The 16986-nt window shown below is 61.5% G+C and carries 18 protein-coding genes and 1 tRNA gene; 7 read left to right on the top strand and 12 right to left on the bottom strand.

Translation table 11 applies throughout. The features are described from left to right. Positions 1-1150: signal recognition particle protein (gene ffh / locus ACOVQ0_RS03755; protein WP_421880321.1), on the bottom strand; the 1150-nt coding region annotated here is incomplete at its 3' end. 325 nt (positions 1151-1475) lie between these two features. Between ffh and ACOVQ0_RS03750 the strand changes: the two genes are divergently transcribed. The 7 genes from ACOVQ0_RS03750 to ACOVQ0_RS03720 all read left to right on the top strand — a co-directional run bounded on the left by ACOVQ0_RS03750 (position 1476) and on the right by ACOVQ0_RS03720 (position 7957). Further along, positions 1476-3152: a putative bifunctional diguanylate cyclase/phosphodiesterase gene (locus tag ACOVQ0_RS03750; protein WP_421880319.1), complete on the top strand. Its 1677-nt coding sequence runs from the start codon at positions 1476-1478 to the stop codon at positions 3150-3152. Between the two features lie 50 nt (positions 3153-3202). Beyond that, positions 3203-4012, top strand: coding sequence for a diaminopimelate epimerase (dapF, locus tag ACOVQ0_RS03745; RefSeq protein WP_421880317.1), 810 nt, complete (start codon positions 3203-3205; stop codon positions 4010-4012). Then, positions 4009-5226, top strand: coding sequence for a MiaB/RimO family radical SAM methylthiotransferase (locus ACOVQ0_RS03740; RefSeq protein WP_421880315.1), 1218 nt, complete (start codon positions 4009-4011; stop codon positions 5224-5226). Before dapF ends, ACOVQ0_RS03740 begins: the two co-directional genes overlap by 4 nt. Then, a complete protein-coding gene (gene ftsY / locus ACOVQ0_RS03735; protein ID WP_421880313.1) occupies positions 5223-6149 on the top strand; it encodes a signal recognition particle-docking protein FtsY in 927 nt (308 codons plus the stop codon). Before ACOVQ0_RS03740 ends, ftsY begins: the two co-directional genes overlap by 4 nt. Then, positions 6146-6805 (top strand): inner membrane-spanning protein YciB, encoded by a 660-nt coding sequence (locus ACOVQ0_RS03730; protein WP_421880311.1) that lies wholly within the window; start codon positions 6146-6148, stop codon positions 6803-6805. Before ftsY ends, ACOVQ0_RS03730 begins: the two co-directional genes overlap by 4 nt. A 128-nt stretch (positions 6806-6933) precedes the next feature. Continuing rightward, entirely contained in the window at positions 6934-7506 is a 573-nt protein-coding gene (locus tag ACOVQ0_RS03725; RefSeq protein ID WP_421880309.1) for a urate hydroxylase PuuD, read from the top strand. Between the two features lie 145 nt (positions 7507-7651). Further along, positions 7652-7957: a hypothetical protein gene (locus ACOVQ0_RS03720; protein WP_421880307.1), complete on the top strand. Its 306-nt coding sequence runs from the start codon at positions 7652-7654 to the stop codon at positions 7955-7957. 102 nt (positions 7958-8059) lie between these two features. On the opposite strand, the gene ACOVQ0_RS03715 is transcribed toward ACOVQ0_RS03720, so the two are convergent. The 11 genes from ACOVQ0_RS03715 to ACOVQ0_RS03665 all read right to left on the bottom strand — a co-directional run bounded on the left by ACOVQ0_RS03715 (position 8060) and on the right by ACOVQ0_RS03665 (position 16914). Beyond that, complete coding sequence (locus ACOVQ0_RS03715) at positions 8060-8410, bottom strand: response regulator (protein WP_421880305.1); 351 nt, start codon at positions 8408-8410, stop codon at positions 8060-8062. Continuing rightward, positions 8407-9390 (bottom strand): sensor histidine kinase, encoded by a 984-nt coding sequence (locus ACOVQ0_RS03710; protein WP_421880303.1) that lies wholly within the window; start codon positions 9388-9390, stop codon positions 8407-8409. Before ACOVQ0_RS03710 ends, ACOVQ0_RS03715 begins: the two co-directional genes overlap by 4 nt. A gap of 113 nt (positions 9391-9503) precedes the next feature. Then, positions 9504-11447 carry a potassium transporter Kup gene (locus ACOVQ0_RS03705; RefSeq protein ID WP_421880301.1) on the bottom strand — a complete coding sequence of 648 codons (1944 nt, stop codon included), beginning with the start codon at positions 11445-11447 and terminating at the stop codon, positions 9504-9506. Between the two features lie 166 nt (positions 11448-11613). Continuing rightward, positions 11614-12312 carry a tetratricopeptide repeat protein gene (locus tag ACOVQ0_RS03700; protein WP_421880299.1) on the bottom strand — a complete coding sequence of 233 codons (699 nt, stop codon included), beginning with the start codon at positions 12310-12312 and terminating at the stop codon, positions 11614-11616. Beyond that, the gene (locus tag ACOVQ0_RS03695) at positions 12309-12725 is read right to left on the bottom strand and encodes a cytochrome c-type biogenesis protein (RefSeq protein WP_421880297.1); all 417 of its coding nucleotides are present in this window, start codon (positions 12723-12725) and stop codon (positions 12309-12311) included. The genes ACOVQ0_RS03700 and ACOVQ0_RS03695 overlap by 4 nt, the downstream gene beginning before the upstream one ends. A 104-nt stretch (positions 12726-12829) precedes the next feature. Next, positions 12830-13381: a DsbE family thiol:disulfide interchange protein gene (locus ACOVQ0_RS03690; protein WP_421880295.1), complete on the bottom strand. Its 552-nt coding sequence runs from the start codon at positions 13379-13381 to the stop codon at positions 12830-12832. Further along, positions 13378-15333, bottom strand: a complete 1956-nt coding sequence (locus ACOVQ0_RS03685; protein WP_421880293.1) for a heme lyase CcmF/NrfE family subunit — start codon at positions 15331-15333, stop codon at positions 13378-13380. The genes ACOVQ0_RS03690 and ACOVQ0_RS03685 overlap by 4 nt, the downstream gene beginning before the upstream one ends. Continuing rightward, positions 15330-15797: a cytochrome c maturation protein CcmE gene (gene ccmE / locus ACOVQ0_RS03680; protein ID WP_421880291.1), complete on the bottom strand. Its 468-nt coding sequence runs from the start codon at positions 15795-15797 to the stop codon at positions 15330-15332. The genes ACOVQ0_RS03685 and ccmE overlap by 4 nt, the downstream gene beginning before the upstream one ends. Continuing rightward, positions 15794-15934 (bottom strand): hypothetical protein, encoded by a 141-nt coding sequence (locus ACOVQ0_RS03675; RefSeq protein ID WP_421880289.1) that lies wholly within the window; start codon positions 15932-15934, stop codon positions 15794-15796. Before ACOVQ0_RS03675 ends, ccmE begins: the two co-directional genes overlap by 4 nt. Positions 15935-15941: 7 nt before the next feature. After that, positions 15942-16670 (bottom strand): heme ABC transporter permease CcmC, encoded by a 729-nt coding sequence (gene ccmC / locus ACOVQ0_RS03670; protein WP_421880287.1) that lies wholly within the window; start codon positions 16668-16670, stop codon positions 15942-15944. Positions 16671-16837: 167 nt separating this feature from the next. Beyond that, a tRNA-His gene (locus ACOVQ0_RS03665) sits at positions 16838-16914 on the bottom strand. Between the last annotated feature and the right edge of the window lie 72 nt (positions 16915-16986).

Raw genomic sequence — 16986 nt, 5'->3', positions numbered from 1 at the left:
TCATCGAACCGATGATCGCGTCCATGCGCAGCAGCACCTTGTCGTCCATGCCGGATTGCGCCATCGCCGCCTTGGCCTTCTTCATGCCCGGCATCATGCCTGCCAGCGCGCCAAGCCCTCCCATGTTCTGCATCTGGCGCAACTGGGTGCGCAGGTCGTTCATGTCGAACTGGCCCTTCGACATGCGCTGTGCCAGCCGCTCGGCATCTTCGGCCTGAATCGTTGCCGCCGCCTTTTCGACGATGGAAACGATGTCGCCCATGCCCAGAATGCGACCGGCCACACGTTCAGGGTGGAAAGGCTCGATCGCATCAAGCTTTTCGCCGGTGCCTGCAAATTTGATAGGCTTGCCGGTAACCGCGCGCATCGAAAGCGCCGCACCGCCGCGCGCGTCGCCGTCCATACGGGTCAGCACAACGCCGGTCAGGTCCACTTCGCCCGCGAACGACTGCGCCACGTTCACTGCGTCCTGCCCGGTCAGTGAATCGACAACGAGCAGCGTTTCCTTCGGGGCCGAGACAGCGGCAACCGCCTTCATCTCGTCCATCAGGGCGGTATCGACATGCAGACGGCCTGCAGTGTCGAGCAGGAGAACGTCCACCGCCTGCAGCTTTGCCGCATTCATCGCGCGGGTGGCGATTTCCACCGGCATCTGCCCGGCGATGATCGGCAGCGTGGCAACGCCTGCCTGTTCGCCCAGTACGCGAAGCTGCTCCTGCGCCGCCGGACGATTAACGTCCAGCGATGCCATCAGCACCTTCTTGCCCTGCTTTTCCTTCAGCAGCTTGGCGATCTTGGCGGTGCTGGTGGTCTTGCCCGAACCTTGCAGGCCGACCATCATGATCACCACCGGCGGCGCGGCGTTCAGGTCAAGTTCGGCGGTGCCGCCGCCCAGCATTTCGACAAGCGCGTCGTTTACGATCTTGACGACCTGCTGGCCGGGCGTGACCGATTTGAGCACCGACTGGCCGACAGCCTGCTCCGAAACGGATTCAATAAATCGACGCACGACAGGCAGCGCAACGTCAGCCTCAAGCAGCGCGATGCGCACTTCGCGCATCGCAGCAAGGACGTCTTCTTCACGCAGCGCGCCGCGGCCACGCAGGCGGTCAAACACGCCTCCAAGCCGGTCTGAAAGACTATCGAACACGCCCAATTCCCATCGCCATGCCCTTGAAACAATGCCATTTTCGCGTAACGCGAAAAACGCCGGTGGGCGAAACCTCGCCGACCAGCGTGTGGCATCCTGAACAGGGGCCGTTGTAAGAACGCAAAAGGCCATGCCTCTCGCTGCGCCGCCCATAACCGCAGTCACGTACAAACACAAGCAGCTTGATCAGGCGGCCACCCTGCACCCCCCGTCCAAAGGTAATCTTAACCAAAACTTCAGGACGTTCACCTAGATGTCAGTAGGGCGAATGGCAGCGTTCACAGACGTGTTCCTGCCATCGGGACAATGGACGAAAGCAGGGGTTATGGCATCTTCACCGATCGGCATGGGGCCAATCGATACGGCGCAAGTGGCTGATGAAGCCGAAAAGCCCGTGCACGACCTTGTGGGTCTTGGCATTATCGTGGCGGCAGTGCTGCTGTTCGTTGCCAATGGCTCCACGGTCCTCACCGATTTCCTCCGCTCCGTCATGACCGGGTCTGCCCCGCGTGAACCGATGCTCAGCGTGGCGCTGATCCTCAATATCGCGCTACTGCTGTTTGGATGGCGTCGTTATGTAGACCTCACCAAGGAAGTCGGCCAACGCCGCCATGCAGAAGAAACGGCGCATCGCCTGGCTCACACCGATCCGCTCACCGGTTGCCTAAATCGTCGCAGCATCAGCCCTGCTCTTGAAGAGATGATCGCTACGGCGCGGACTACAGGGCATGAAGTTGTGGTCGTGATGATGGACCTCGATAACTTCAAGCGCTCCAACGATGCGCATGGCCATCAGGCGGGCGATGCCGTGCTGCTGCAAACCGCACGCCGCATTGGCGATATCCTGCCCGACCGCTCGGTCATGGCGCGCCTTGGGGGTGATGAATTCGCTTTTGCCGCGATCTATGATCCCGATCATGTCGATGCGATCGATCGCTTGATGGCGCGTATCAGTGCTGCAATCGCGCGGCCCGTGGAAGTCGAAGGCGTGGTGCTCGATGTCACTGCGTCGTTCGGCCTCGCCACGTCTGCCGAACGGGCGAACGGCCAGTCGCAGGATCTTGCGGCCAAGCTGCTGCACCGCGCAGACCTTGCGATGTATCAGGCCAAGAAATCGGGCCGGAACCGCTATTGCTGGTTCGAACAGAGCATGGAAAGCGAACTGCGTTTCCGCAGCGAACTGGAACGTGGCATCCGCGATGGGATTCCGCAGGGTGAATTCGTACCTTTCTATGAAAAGCAGATCGACCTCGACACCGGCGAACTGACCGGCTTTGAAATGCTCGCCCGCTGGAAAAGCCCGAAGCACGGCCTGCTTTCGCCTGAGATCTTCATTCCGATTGCCGAAGAAATCGGCCTGATTTCCGAACTGTCGGAAAGCCTGATCCGTCAGGCCCTGCAGGACGCTCGCGAATGGGACCCGCGCCTGACGCTTTCGGTCAACATCTCGCCGATCCAGCTGCGCGATCCCTGGTTTGCGCAAAAGCTGCTCAAGCTGCTGGTCGAAGCCAATTTCCCGCCGCACCGGCTGGATATCGAAATTACCGAAACCTGCCTTCACGAAAACATCGGCGTGGTGCGCACACTGATCACCAGCCTCAAGAATCAGGGCATCCGCATCAGTCTTGACGATTTCGGCACCGGCTATTCCTCGCTTGCCCAGTTGCGCACGCTGCCGTTCGACCAGATCAAGATCGACCGCTTCTTCGTATCGAACCTTGGCAAGAACAAGGACAGCGACACGATCATCGAAGCGATCTCTTCGCTCGGCAAAGGCCTCAACCTGCCGATCACTGCAGAAGGCATCGAAACCAGCGAAGTGCTTGATGAACTGCGCAAATATGGCTCGTTCAAGGGTCAGGGCTTCCTCTATGGCCAGCCATCGGATGCCAACAGCGTCCGCACTCTTCTGGCCGAACACAACCTGCTGCCAGCAGCGCCTTCTACCGAACCGAGCGGCTCTATCGACCAGCCGCTGCCGCCGCGCGCTGCTTCAGCCTGATTTCAGACCAAATATTGCCTTGAGGCGCGGCACACCCTAAGTCGCGCCTCATGCACATTCCCTTCCGCAAGATGCATGGCCTCGGCAACGATTTCGTGGTGATCGACGCCCGCCAGGTGCCGGTTCCGATGACCGCCCGCCGTGCCGCTGCGCTGGCGGACCGGCGCACCGGTGTGGGCTGCGATCAGTTAATCTTGCTTGAACCGTCTGACAGCGCCGATGTGAAGATGCGCATCTTCAACCATGATGGCGGCGAGGTTGAGGCTTGCGGCAATGCCAGCCGCGCCGTCGGCCTGCTGCTGGGCGGCACGCAAAGCATTGAAACACTTGGTGGATTGATCCGCTCCGAAGCGCGCGATGCCGGCATCTCGGTCGATATGGGCGCGCCCCGCTTTGGCTGGGACGAAATTCCGCTGTCCTATGCAATGGACACGCTGGAAATGCCCGTTGGCTGGGAGGATCTGGAAAATCCCGTCGGCGTCAATGTCGGCAATCCGCACGTGATCTTCTTAGTGCCCGATGCCGATGCGGTGGACCTTGCGCGGCTTGGCCCGATCATCGAATGCGATCCGCTTTTTCCCAACAAGATCAACGTCAACGTCGCCAGTCTGGTTGGCCCTGATCATCTCAAGCTGCGCGTTTGGGAACGCGGCGCGGGCCTGACGCAGGCCTGCGGAACCGGGGCCTGCGCCACCGCCGTCGCGGCTATGCGGCGCAAGCTGACGGGGCGCACCGTGCGGGTCGACCTGCCCGGCGGGCCGCTGACGATAACTTGGCCAGAAAATGGCACGATCGATATGACCGGCCCGGCTACCCTGAGTTTTGAGGGCACGTTCGAGGATGCCGATTTTCCGGCATGAGCGCTGAAGTTGTCTCGCTCGGCTGTCGGCTGAACATTGCGGAAAGTGAAGCAATCCGGGGGTTTCTGGCCGATGGCCCGCCCACTGTCGTGGTCAATTCCTGCGCCGTGACCGCCGAAGCAGTGCGCCAGTCTCGCAGGGCGGTGCGGCGTCTGCGGCGCGAACATCCCGATGCGCGACTGGTAGTGACAGGCTGCGCCGCGACGATTGAGGAGCAGGCGTTTGCCACAATGCCCGAAGTCGATGCGGTCGTGTCCAACACTTTCAAACTTTCGCCGGAAAGTTGGAATGCTCCGGCATCCGCGCGCGCTCTTCCGAACCGTTCGCACACCCGCGCTTTCGTTCCGGTGCAGAACGGGTGCGATCACGCCTGCACGTTCTGCATCATCCCGCAAGGACGCGGAAAAAGCGTTTCATTGCCGATAGTTGATGTGCTTTCAGCGGTCGAAAACGCAATATTCCTGAAGTGCACCAAGATGCACCTAGATGCACCGGGCGCGCATCAGGGCGTGAACGAAGTGGTGTTGACCGGCGTTGACGTGACCTCATGGGGCGCCGACCTTCCGGGCTCTCCAAAACTAGGCGATCTCGTTCTGGCGATCCTGAACGCCTTCCCCACCCTCCCCCGGATTCGCCTCTCCTCGCTCGACGGGGTGGAGATTGATCCGCTGCTGTTCGATCTGATCACATCAGAACCCCGCGTCATGCCGCACGTCCACATTTCGCTGCAATCGGGCAACGACATGGTGCTGAAGCGAATGAAGCGGCGGCATTCGCGGGATCAGGCCATCGACCTTGTTCAGCGGATGAAGGCCCTGCGCCCCGACATTGCCATCGGGGCCGATCTCATCGCTGGCTTCCCTACCGAAACCGCTGAAATGCATGAGGAAAACGTCTCCATCGTCCGCGAATGCGGCATCGTTCACGGCCACGTTTTCCCCTACTCCCCCCGCCCCGGCACCCCGGCGGTGCGGATGCCGCAAGTCGATCCGGTGCTGGTGCGCGAACGCGCCGCCGAAGTCCGCATTGCGGTGGCGGAGGAACGCGCCCGCTGGTTGGCCTCGCTGGTCGGAAAACCCGCAGAAGTCCTTGCCGAGCGCGACGGAACCGGCCATGCGCCGCACTTTGCGAGCTACCGCGTGCCACAGGGCATTGTTGCGGGCAGCCTTGTTACCGTTACGCCGACCAAGATTGTCGAAGGAATACTGGAATGAGTGGCGAAAGCTGGTCCGACCGCCTGCTGGGAGGTTTTCGCAAGACTTCTGAACGGCTTGCCGAAAATCTCGGCGGCATCGTCGGCGCATCGCGGCTGACCGACGCGCAGCTTGACGATATCGAGGACGCGCTGATCCTCTCGGACCTTGGCCCGCGCGCCGCCGCGCGCATCCGCGAAAAGCTGAAGGGCGCGCGGTTCGAGAACGGCGTTGACGAGCAGGGGCTGAAGGAAGCCGTGGCCGAGGAAATCGCCGCGATCCTGCGCCCTGTGGCCAAGCCGCTGGAAATCGTGGCTTTTCCCCGTCCGCAGGTAATCCTCGTCATCGGCGTCAACGGTTCAGGCAAGACCACCACAATCGCCAAGCTGGCACACCTGTTCCAGGAGCAGGACTATGGCGTGATGCTGGCTGCGGGCGATACGTTCCGCGCCGCCGCCATCGGCCAGTTGAAAGTCTGGGCCGATCGGCTGGGGGTTCCCATCGTGACCGGGCCGGAAGGCGGCGATCCGGCGGCTATCGTCTTCGATGCGGTGAAATCGGCGACCGATACCGGTATTGATACGCTGATCGTCGATACCGCAGGCCGGTTGCAGAACAAGCGTGAACTGATGGACGAACTGGCCAAGGTGCGGCGCGTGCTGGGCCGATTGAACCCCGAAGCGCCGCATGACGTGGTGCTGGTGCTGGATGCCACCAACGGGCAGAACGCCTTGCAACAGATCGAGATTTTCAAGGAAGTGGCAGGCGTGACCGGCCTGATCATGACCAAGCTGGACGGCACCGCGCGCGGCGGCGTGCTGGTGGCCGCGGCGGAGCAATATGGCCTGCCCATCCACGCGATTGGCGTGGGCGAAAAGATCGACGACTTGCGCCCCTTCGATCCCGATCTGGTCGCCAAGGTCATCGCGGGAGTGTTCCGGTGAGCGATCCGAAAACGAAACCCAAATCGTCATGGGTCAACCTGCTGGTCGACTACGGCCCGCTGCTGGTGTTTTTCCTGGCCTATCGCCATTTCAAGCCCGCTGGCGGCGATGCTGGCCTTGCCGAGGTTGTGGCAGTAACCAAGGGCACGGCGGCGTTCATGGTCGCGACCGTGGTGGCCCTGATCGTTTCGAAGCTGCGGCTTGGCAAGATTTCGCCGATGCTGTGGCTTTCGACCGTGCTGATCCTTGGCTTCGGCACATTGACCGTGCTGCTGGGCGATCCTTTCTGGATTCAGGTGAAGCCGACCGCGATCTACCTGCTGTTTGCAGGCGTGCTGTTTGCAGGTCTTGCCAAGGGCAAGCCCATGCTGCGTTACCTGCTGGAAGCTGCGTTTGATGGGCTTAGCGATGAAGGCTGGCTCAAACTCTCGCGAAACTGGGCGTTTTTCTTCCTTTTCCTCGCCGCGCTGAACGAGGTTTTGCGCTACTTCTTCAACACCGCCAACGGCAATTTCGAAATTTGGCTGCAGGCCAAGCTGTGGGGCGTGACGACGCTTTCTTTCCTGTTCACGTTCTCGCAGATTCCGATGCTGCTGAAGCATGGCTTGGCGGTGGACGACCAGACCGAAGTCGAGAAGAACCCGCCCCACGATTGATGCGGGTTGATGGCAGCCCAGCCCCATTTTCTTGTGACATTTGCGCAACCGTGCTTAATATGCGCCCAACCGTGGGCGTTACGGTCGTGCGCCCCTTGATATAAGCGGTTCAAATAGGGGGAAATCTCATGGCCAAGTTCTTTGGCAATCTTCATCTCGTGCTGGTGGTGGGCCTTGTCGCGGCTATTGCCGTGATGATCAGCTTTGGCGCTTCCGCTCCGGTTGACGCCAACTCGGTGCTGCGCTGGCTGCACATCTTCTTTGGCATCGTGTGGATCGGCCTGCTCTATTATCTGAACTTCGTGCAGGTGCCGACCATGCCGAAGATCCCCGCCGAACAGAAAGGTGCGATCACCGGGCACATCGCGCCCAAGGTGTTCTTCTTCTTCCGTTATGGCGCACTGCTGACGGTGCTGACCGGCCTCGGCATCGCAGTCGTGGCAGGCTATGCCCATCAGGCAATGACCTTTACCGGTGAAGGCAACGTCAACCTGATCGGCCTTGGCATGTGGCTGGCGCTGATCATGGCGTTCAACGTATGGTTCATCATCTGGCCTGCCCAGAAGAAGATCCTCGGCATCGTGGACGCGACCGCTGAGGAAAAGGCTGCTGCTGCTCCGCGCGCGCTCTACGCCAGCCGCACAAACACGCTGCTGTCGCTGCCGATGCTCTACGCAATGGTCAGCGCAAACCTCGGCTGATAGCTTCAGGCTGAAACAAAAAAGGGCGCGGCGTCTGCGGACGCTGCGCCCTTTTTGCATTTGTCATGGGATATTAATGCGAAGCTGTGCGTTGCCCCCTCAACCCGTGACGCGGGTGACCAATCTAAGGGGAGTGATCCACCACATGCGCAAGTTTACCCTGATCGCCGCTGCTGCGGCCAGTGCCCTCGCCCTTTCGGCTTGTTCGGAAAAGACGCAGGATGCAGCGGAAACGACCGCCGAATCTGCTGGCAACGACGTGGCGAATGCGGCTGACAAGGCGGCTGCCGCCACCGATGAACTGGGCGACAAGGCCGCCAAGGCTGTGGACGATGCCGCCGCCAAGACCGACGAAATGGCCGACAAGGCTGCTGCCGGTGCCAAGCAGGAAGCTGCTGAAGCAGAAGCCAGCCTGCATAATGAATCCGTGGCTGAAGCCAAGAAGGACTGAGCCTCAAGCTGGCTTCAGGTTGTTCGCGCCGTCATCTCATCGTGATATGGGATGGCGGCGTTTCCTGTTTCTCAGGCTTCCTGTTCTCAGACTTCCTGTTTCTCAGTCTGGGAAAAACGCGCCGAGCTTTTCCAGCAGATGCCCTGACACATAGGGTTTGCCGAGGATCGGCCTGTCATCAAACGGTGCTTCCACCGAGCCATATCCAGTTGCGATGACAAAAGGAATCCCGCGCTCTGCAAGCGTCGCGGCAATTGGCAGGCTGGGTTCACCGGCAAGGTTCCAGTCAAGCACGACAGCATCGATTCCGCCGCTGGCGATCGCCTCCATCGCTTCATTGATCCGCCCGACCGGGCCGTGCGGCACTGCCCCTGCGTCTTCCAATACATCGCACAGCATGGCAGCGACGATAAATTCGTCTTCTACCACAAGGATGCGCTTGCCTTCTATCATCGCTTCGCCCCCGCCCCGCGCCCTTCCGCGCACACCGCCCCCGGAACGGTGATCCGGCACCGCAGCCCCGCCGGGTCATAATCGAGGCTTACTGTTCCGCCCAATTGCCGGGGAACCGCATCGGAAACAAGTCTTGATCCGAATCCTTTCCGCGTTGGCTTACTGACTGCGGGACCGCCGCTTTCCCGCCAATCGATCGTCACATGGCCATCGTGATCGATATCCCACATGATAGAAACGTTTCCGCTGAGAACCGAAAGCGCACCGTATTTCATCGCGTTGGTTGCCAGTTCGTGGAGCACCATGACCAGCGATACGGTGGCGGTGGAAGGCAACAGAATGTCCGGGCCACCAACATGCAGGCGCATATCGTCACGCGCGCAGATCAGCAGCCCCTGACGGACGATCTCTGCCAGCGGTGCGCCGGTCCAGTTGGTTTGACTGAGGGCATCGTGCGCCCCCGACAGCGCAGAGAGGCGGTCATTGAACTTGGCCACGGGTTGCGCGGCAAGACCTGCGCCGCGAAACGACTGGTGTGCCATCGCCTGCACCACCATCAATGTGTTCTTCACACGGTGGTTGAGTTCGCCCACAAGCAGTTGCAACTGCTCCTCAAGCTGCTTGCGTTCGGTAATGTCGATCCCTGTCGATTGCCCGACCTGCCAGCGGCCTTGCTCGTCAAATTCCAGCGCATGGTTGCGCCACAGTATCCAGCGGGTGCCACCTGCCGTTTCGAACCGATTTTCAATGGTAAGTTCGGGTGTCAGCGGCGTCAGCCGGTCAAGCATGGCGGAAACATAATCATGATCATCACCGGTTACGTAATTCCACAGGTTACGACCGGTGAGTTCTTCAGGATCATGGTTCAACGTGCGGGCATAGGCGCGGTTGACGAACAGGATCGTCCCGTCGGCGCGGAAGCGGCAGACCATTTCCAGTTGAGCATCAAGAATTTCGCGCAAAAGCGCCGTATCAGACATCGTTGTTTGCCAGTCCCGCCATCCCGGCAACACACTATCCAATTTCACCATCAATCCAAGTCTTTACCCGGTAAAGCGGGACGAACCGATGGCGATGAAAACTCGATACTCGATCAAATCTTCAACTGGCTGCCCAATTCAACCACGCGATTGGTGGGAAGACGGAAGAACTCCATTGCACTGGCCGCGTTGCGCAGCATCCAGGCAAACAGCTTTTCACGCCACAGCGCCATGCCCGGCTTGTCTGACGGGATCAGCGTCTGGCGTGACAGGAAGAAGCTGGTCTTCATCATGTTGAACGGTTCGCCGCACATGCTCACGCATTTGAGAGCGGCAGGAACATCGGTTTCTTCGAGGAACCCGAAGCGCAGCGTCAGGCGATAGAAGCCGTTGCCATAGTCCTTGACCGACGAACGTTCGCCTTCATCGACATAGGGCACGTCCTCGATCGACACCGTAAGGATGACCACACGTTCATGCAGCACCTTGTTGTGTTTGATGTTGTGCAGCAGCGCAGAGGGCACGCCTGCCGCAGTTGACGCCATGAAAATGGCCGTGCCGGGAACGCGCGCGGCGCTGGAATGGGCCGATTTGGTGAAGACTTCCAAAGGAATCGTGCCTTCGGCCATGTTCGCCCGCATCAGCGCACGCCCGCGCGACCATGTGGTGAGCAGCGTGAAGATCGCCACGCCCATGACCAGTGGCACCCAGCCCCCATCGGGGATCTTGGTGAGGTTGGCGCCGAGATAGGCCCCGTCGATTGCGAAGAACAACGCGAGCATCGCGATGGCGGCGGGCGCTTTCCACTGCCACAGCTTGAACAGGACGACCGCGAGAAGAAAATTGTCGATCAGCATCGCACCGGTCACCGCGATGCCATAAGCGGCAGTGAGGTTCGACGAGCGCTGGAACACCAGCACGAGCAGGATCACCGCGATCATCAGTGCCCAGTTGATCACCGGGATGTAGATCTGGCCCGCCGCAGTGGATGTGTGCTTGATCGTCATGCGCGGGATGAAGCCGAGCTGGATCGCCTGCTGCGTGACGGAGAACGCGCCCGATATCACCGCCTGCGAGGCGATGACCGCCGCAGCCGATGCAATGAACAGCAGCGGCCACTGGAACCATTCGGGCGCGAGGAAATAGAAAGGGCTTTCAAGCGCCGCCGGATTACGGATCAGCAGCGAGGCCTGGCCCAGATAGTTCAGCACCAGCGCAGGCAGCACGAAGACCAACCAGGATACGCGAATCGGGCGACGGCCGAAGTGGCCCATATCAGCGTAGAGTGCCTCGGCACCTGTAACGGCCAGAACCGCAGCGCCCATCGCCAGAAAACCCCGGAACGGGTCTGCAATGAACATCGTGATCGCGTAATGCGGGCTGAGCGCGGCAACGACCTGCGGATACTGCGCGATGCTGAGGCTGCCCAGAACCGCGATTGTGGCAAAATAGAGCAGCATGATCGGGCCAAAGAAGGTCGCCACCTTTTCCGTGCCGCGGCTCTGGATAAAGAACAGGCCGATCAGGATGGTCACGACGAGCGGCACGATCATGCCCTGCATCGACGGTCGGTAAACCGCGACACCTTCAATCGCACCCATGACCGAGACGGCAGGCGTGATCATCGAATCGCCATAGAACAGTGCGGTTGCAAAGACGCCAAGCAGGATGATTCCCCTGCCCCAGCGTTTGCCATCGGTGTGCTGGTTGATCAGCGCCAGTAGCGCGAGGCTGCCGCCTTCGCCCTTGTTATCGGCGCGCATGATGACGGTCACGTATTTGAACGTCACGATGATCATCATCGACCAGAACATCAGGCTGATGATGCCATAGACGTGCAGCATATCGAGGGGGAGCGGATGGTGCCCGGCAAAGGTATCGCGCAGGGCGTAGAGCGGGCTGGTGCCGATATCGCCAAATACGACGCCAATGGCGCCCACAGCCAGCTTCAGCAGGGGATCGCTGGAATGGCCGTGGCCTCCTCCACCTTGCCCATGCTGGGCATGGCCGGTGCTTTGCTCCGATAGGGGCGCAGGCGTGGATTCGGCATTAGTCATGGCAGCGGTGCCCCCGGCCTTTCAGCCCTGTTCCATTCCCCCGAAACAGCGGAACGGCGCGGCGCTTTAGCACCGGCCCCATGCCCCTGCAATGGGCCGAAAATGCGTGCGTTCCCTGCCATAACGGGCCGGGAGAAGGACCGTTCCGGCGCGGAATTGCGGGCGATTATTCAGGCGCTTGCGCCGAGGCATCGGCAACGGGTGGCGGGGTTTCGACAGGTGCTCCAGCAGTCTGCGCGCCCGATGCCATCGCCATCATCGAATCGATGCGCTGGATTCGCGCGGCAAGGTCTGCTCGCCACGGCGCATCTGCGGGCGAGCGTTCGAGCAGTTCGGCCCAGATCGCACGCGCATCGGGCAGACGCCCGGACTGCGCGAGCGCGAGGCCCATGAAGAACGGCGGGCCGGGATGCGCCGGATCAATCCTTGCAGCTTTCTGGAAAGCGAACTGCGCGGCAGGGGTGATCAGGCCATCGGAATGGCCGACCAGCGCGTTGCCGAGCGAAACCCACAGGTCCGCATCCTGCGGGAACTGCTGGGTGCCCTTGCGCAACACTTCGGCAGCCGCGCCATACTGGCCCTGCCGCGCGAGGCCATCCGCAAGGATCATCCAGCTTGCGCCCTTGGCAAAGCCATCGCCCATCTGCTGGCGCTGCTTGATAAGCGCTTCATCGGCAGCGCGCTTGTTTTCGACCGGAGCCTTCGGCGCACCGGGCATGGAGGGCACGCCTTGCAGCGCATAACCGGCAATGCCGACGAGCAGGGCTGCGCCGGTCAGTTCCCAGCCAGTGCGCGGCATCTTGAGCGCGAAGGCCATGATGCCGAATGCAGCGGCGGCCAGCAGGAGGACCATGACCCACGTCATTCGCCCGACTCCTTATTGCCGCCAGCACGGCGGAAGCGCCCCCGCAGCAGGATGGCGGCGAGAAGCAGGATCACCAGCGGCGCGGCGAAAAGCGGCCACATGATGGGCTTGTTCTGCGGCGCGTAGCTGACGTAATCGCCGTAGCGTTCAACCAGCCATGAACGAATCGCTTCAGGATCTTCCCCGGCGGCAATGCGGGTGCGAACCTGATGGCGCATGTCGCCAGCCATCGGCGCGTCGCTATCTGCGATGGACTGGCTCTGGCACTTCAGGCAGCGCAAGGTTTCCATCAGGGCCTGCGCCTTGGCCTCCTGCGCGGGGTCATCAAGCTGCTTGTACGCGAGCGGCGCGGGGGGAAGCTGATCCTGCGCGGCGAGCGGGGCGGCGAGGAGTAGCATCAGCGCCAGAACCATACGCTTCGTCATTCCCGCGAAGGCGGGAATCCAGTTCAGACGGTTGCACACTTGATTCCCGCCTTCGCGGGAATGACGATCGTTTTGTTGCAGAGGTTGGCGCTTCACGATTGCGCCTCCTTCAACTTTTCGAGGATCATCGGCACATCTTCGGGCCGGATCTCGCCGATGTGCTGGTAGCGGATCACGCCTTTGCCATCGATCACGAAGGTTTCGGGCACCCCGGATGAGCCGATACCAAGCTGGACTTCGGACAGATCATCCTTACCGATGCGGGCGAACGGGTTGCCATAGCTGGCGAGGAAACGATCAAGGTCTTCCTTACGATCGCGGATGGCGACACCATCGATTTCGACGCCCTGCTGCGTCAGCGCCGCAAGCTGCGGCGCCTCTACCGCGCAAGGCACGCACCAACTGGCGAAGACATTGAGCAGCCGGGGCTTGCCGGTCTTCATCTCGGCAGTCGTCAGACCTGGGCGGTCAGCGGTAGCGGCGGGCAGGTTGAACTGCGGCAGAGGCTTGCCGATGAACGCACTGGCTACCTCACGGTCTGCCGGGCGATAAAGCCCCACAATCACCAGCACAAAGAACGCACCAAACAGCGCGAGCGGCAGCCAGATCGCAAGGCGCGAACGTTTTGGCGTTTCCCCGCTCATTTCAGCATGTCCTGACGGGCCTTGCGGAAGGCGATCTTGTCATTCACGCGCAGGCGCTTCACGTCCTGCGCAACACGACCGATGAGCGCCAGCAGGCCGCCGAAAGCGACCAGCAGCCCGCCCAGCCAGAGCAGCGGCACGAAGGGCTTCCACCAGAAGCGCATCTGCCAGCGGCCGTCGTCGCCTTCGTTGCCCAGCACGGCGTAAAGCTGCCCGTTCCAGCGCGTGTGCAGCGCGGATTCGGTGCGTTCTCCGGGCGGTGAGGAGAACGTGCGCGCCTGCGGGTGCAGCGTGACGGCAGAACCGCCCTTGTAGGATGCGCTCACAGTGGCTTCGAGCGCGGTCCAGTTCGGCCCCGCAACCGGTTCGATGCTGAGCAGCTTGAGAGAAATCGGGCCGACGCTTTGCGTATCGCCCACATTCATTGCGGCGAGACGTTCGGTGGAAAAGGCGCTTTCGCTTGCAGCGCCAAGTAGGGCAACACCCAGCCCGCAGTGGGCCACAACCATGCCCCAGACGGCAAGTGGGGTGCGGCGCAAGTTACGGCCTTTGAGTGGTAGCCAGCTTGCGATGGCAAGCCCCGCCCCCACCGCGATGCCCAGCATCGGCAGGACGCGGATGCTTGGGGCGAGCAATACGACGGCAAGCAGAACCAGTGCGGTGATGAGCGCAGGAACAGCGATAGTGGCCGTGATGCGTGACGGCTTGTCCTTGCGCCAGCGCAGCAGAGGACCAACGCCCATGATCAACATCATCGGGATCGCAAAGATGGCCGAAACCGGGTTGAAATAGGGCGGACCGACCGAGACTTTGGCGCCGAACGCTTCGGTCATCAGAGGATAGAGCGTGCCCAGCAGGACGATGCCGAGAATGCCGCAGAGCATCACATTGTTGAACACAAGGCTGGCTTCGCGACTGAACAGGCTGAAACGCTCACCCTCGGTCACGGTCGACGCGCGGATGCCGAACAGCGCGAGCGCGCCGCCGATGTAGATAGCGAGCAACGCAAGGATGAACGAGCCGCGTTCGGGATCGACCGCGAAAGCGTGAACCGAGGTAAGAATGCCTGAGCGGACAAGGAAGGTGCCGACCATCGACATCGAGAAAGCGATCACACCGAGCATGACCGTCCACGCGCGCAAGGCGTTGCGGCTGGCCAGAACCGAGGCGGAATGGAGCAGCGCCGTTGCCGCGAGCCACGGCATCAGCGAAGCGTTCTCGACCGGATCCCAGAACCACCAGCCGCCCCAGCCCAGCGTGTAATAGGCCCAATAGGAACCTGCGGTGATGCCGATAGTGAGGAAAATCCACGCTCCCAGCACCCAAGGGCGCATCGCACGAGCGAAGGCCGGGCCAACGTCGCGCGTGATCAATGCGCCGATGGCGAAACTGAACGCGACCGAAAGGCCCACGTAGCCGACGTAGAGCGTGGGTGGGTGGAAGGCGAGGCCGATGTCCTGCAGCAGCGGGTTGAGCCCTGCCCCTTCGGGCGCGGGTTCGGGCAAGCGTTCGAACGGGTTCGAGGAGAGCAGGAGGAAGGCGTAGAAGCCGAGGCTGACGAAGGCCTGCCCCGCAAGGGTAGCAAGCAGCGTGTCTTCGCGCAGCCGCTTTTCAACCAGCGCGACCACGCCACCCGACACGGCCATGATCGTCACCCACAACAGCATGGAGCCTTCGTGGTTGCCCCAAGTGCCTGCCAGCTTGAAGATGAACGGCTTCATCGAATGGCTGTTTTCAGCCACCAGCTTTACCGAAAGATCGGTTTCCAGAAACAGGTCGATCAGCGCAAGGAACGAGACTGCGACGAGAAGGCCCTGCATGACCGCAAGCGGCCGAACCATGCCTGCCAAGGCCTTGCCGCCGGGACGCAGCGCAGAGAAACCGGCGAACAGTTGCAACACGGCAAGGGCTGCGGCCATCCACAGGACGGCAAGGCCGATTTCGGCGATCATTGCGTTTCAGCCACCACTTGCTTCGCCTGTTCCGGGGCCATTTCGCCCATCTGGCGCGGGACATAGTTTTCATCGTGCTTTGCCAGGAGATTGTCGGCCACGAAAGTCTGCCCTTCCATGCGGCCTTCGGCCACTACACCGGAGCCTTCGACGAAGAGATCGGGCGTGATGCCGGTATAGCGCACGGGAATGCGCGCCTTGCCATCGCCGACGATGAAATCGATGGTCACGCCATCGGCGCGCGTCTTGAGCGAGCCTTTTTCCACCATGCCGCCAAGCCGGATGGCACGGCCCTGTTCCGGCCGGTCCTTCACCAGATCTGCCGGGACATAAAAGTAGCTGGCCTGATTGGACAGCGCATAGGCAGCGAGCAGCCCCGCACCGACCAGTGCGACAAGCGCGATAAGCAGCAGGACGAGGCGCTGATGCTTGGGCTTTATGCCGCCGGTGACCTTGCCGTTCATTTGCCTCTGACCTTATCCCGGCGGCGTTCAGCGCGGATCATCGCCGCAAGCGACCAGCCGACCAGCAAAAGCGTGCCGATCACCCCGATCGCCAATGCGGCCGCAACATAATCCCACTGCTCAAGACCTTCGCGCATACGCCTGTTACGCCATAGCTTTCCGGCGCAGACGCGCCTCGGCCTGAATGTCGGCCAGAAGAGTGCGCATCCTTGCAAGGACAACGCCACCAAAGACAAGGCTGAAACCGAGCGCTGCGATCAGCAGCGGCCAGAGGAACGTGCCATCAATCGCGGACTTGCCCGCAGTGATCGAAGGCGGCTGATGCAGGCTGTTCCACCACACGACCGAACGGTTGATGATCGGGATGTTTATCGCGCCGACAAGGCCGAAGATCGCGGTGATGCGGCTTCCGCCACCGCCGCCCGCCATGTCACGCTGCGCGACGCCGGATAGCGCGATATAACCGAAATAGAGGAACAGCAGGACCAGGAAGCTGGTCAGTCTGCCATCCCACACCCACCAGGTTCCCCAGGTGGGCCGTGCCCAGATCGATCCGGTGATCAGACAGATTGCCGTGAAGGTTGCCCCCGGCACTGCCGCAGCACGCCCGGCAATGGCCGCCAGCGGGTGCCGCCAGACCAGTTCGACAAGGCTGGCGACAGCAATCGTGGACCAGCCCGCCATGCCCAGCCAAGCGGCGGGCACGTGGATGAACAGGATACGCACCGTATCGCCCATCAGCCGATCCGGCGGTACGGCGAGCACGCCATAGAGCACCGCGCCCATCGAGAGCAGCAGCCCGGAAACCAGAAGCAGCGGCATCATCCAACGGGCAAGGCGCAGGAAACGGGCGGGATTGGCAAAACCGTGCATGGGCGCGGGGCAGTCTGATCCTTCTCCCGGAAGCCTCCGCGTCCGGTCGGGTTCGCTCTGCCACGCTGCCAGCCCAGCCGCAAGCGCAATGGCGGCATTTCACACCAAAAGGCTATGCCTGATGCGATGCCCCTTGCGGGGAGAAGTTCAGGATTTTCGGGAGATAATGGGGCGACCGAGGGGGTTCGAACCCCCGACCTCCGGTACCACAAACCGGCGCTCTAACCAGCTGAGCTACGGTCGCCACATCAATCGCACAGATCACTCTGCGCGGGCTGGCCCCTTTGCAGAAAGGCGCGGGAAAGGGAAGCGGAAA

Origin of the sequence: Novosphingobium sp. (genome assembly GCF_049240505.1) — a bacterium.
Taxonomy (GTDB): domain Bacteria; phylum Pseudomonadota; class Alphaproteobacteria; order Sphingomonadales; family Sphingomonadaceae; genus Novosphingobium.
The sequence above is the reverse complement of the archived record's forward strand: the minus strand, read 5'-3'. Positions and strand labels throughout refer to the sequence as shown.

Coding starts and splice junctions, on each gene's coding strand:
- ACOVQ0_RS03750 (WP_421880319.1), top strand. CDS start 1,476: ATGGCATCTTCACCGATCGGCATGGGGCCAATCGATACGGCGCAAGTG.
- dapF (WP_421880317.1), top strand. CDS start 3,203: ATGCACATTCCCTTCCGCAAGATGCATGGCCTCGGCAACGATTTCGTG.
- ACOVQ0_RS03740 (WP_421880315.1), top strand. CDS start 4,009: ATGAGCGCTGAAGTTGTCTCGCTCGGCTGTCGGCTGAACATTGCGGAA.
- ftsY (WP_421880313.1), top strand. CDS start 5,223: ATGAGTGGCGAAAGCTGGTCCGACCGCCTGCTGGGAGGTTTTCGCAAG.
- ACOVQ0_RS03725 (WP_421880309.1), top strand. CDS start 6,934: ATGGCCAAGTTCTTTGGCAATCTTCATCTCGTGCTGGTGGTGGGCCTT.
- ACOVQ0_RS03720 (WP_421880307.1), top strand. CDS start 7,652: ATGCGCAAGTTTACCCTGATCGCCGCTGCTGCGGCCAGTGCCCTCGCC.
- ACOVQ0_RS03715 (WP_421880305.1), bottom strand. CDS start 8,410: ATGATAGAAGGCAAGCGCATCCTTGTGGTAGAAGACGAATTTATCGTC.
- ACOVQ0_RS03710 (WP_421880303.1), bottom strand. CDS start 9,390: ATGTCTGATACGGCGCTTTTGCGCGAAATTCTTGATGCTCAACTGGAA.
- ACOVQ0_RS03705 (WP_421880301.1), bottom strand. CDS start 11,447: ATGACTAATGCCGAATCCACGCCTGCGCCCCTATCGGAGCAAAGCACC.
- ACOVQ0_RS03700 (WP_421880299.1), bottom strand. CDS start 12,312: ATGACGTGGGTCATGGTCCTCCTGCTGGCCGCCGCTGCATTCGGCATC.
- ACOVQ0_RS03695 (WP_421880297.1), bottom strand. CDS start 12,725: ATGGTTCTGGCGCTGATGCTACTCCTCGCCGCCCCGCTCGCCGCGCAG.
- ACOVQ0_RS03690 (WP_421880295.1), bottom strand. CDS start 13,381: ATGAGCGGGGAAACGCCAAAACGTTCGCGCCTTGCGATCTGGCTGCCG.
- ACOVQ0_RS03685 (WP_421880293.1), bottom strand. CDS start 15,333: ATGATCGCCGAAATCGGCCTTGCCGTCCTGTGGATGGCCGCAGCCCTT.
- ccmE (WP_421880291.1), bottom strand. CDS start 15,797: ATGAACGGCAAGGTCACCGGCGGCATAAAGCCCAAGCATCAGCGCCTC.
- ACOVQ0_RS03675 (WP_421880289.1), bottom strand. CDS start 15,934: ATGCGCGAAGGTCTTGAGCAGTGGGATTATGTTGCGGCCGCATTGGCG.
- ccmC (WP_421880287.1), bottom strand. CDS start 16,670: ATGCACGGTTTTGCCAATCCCGCCCGTTTCCTGCGCCTTGCCCGTTGG.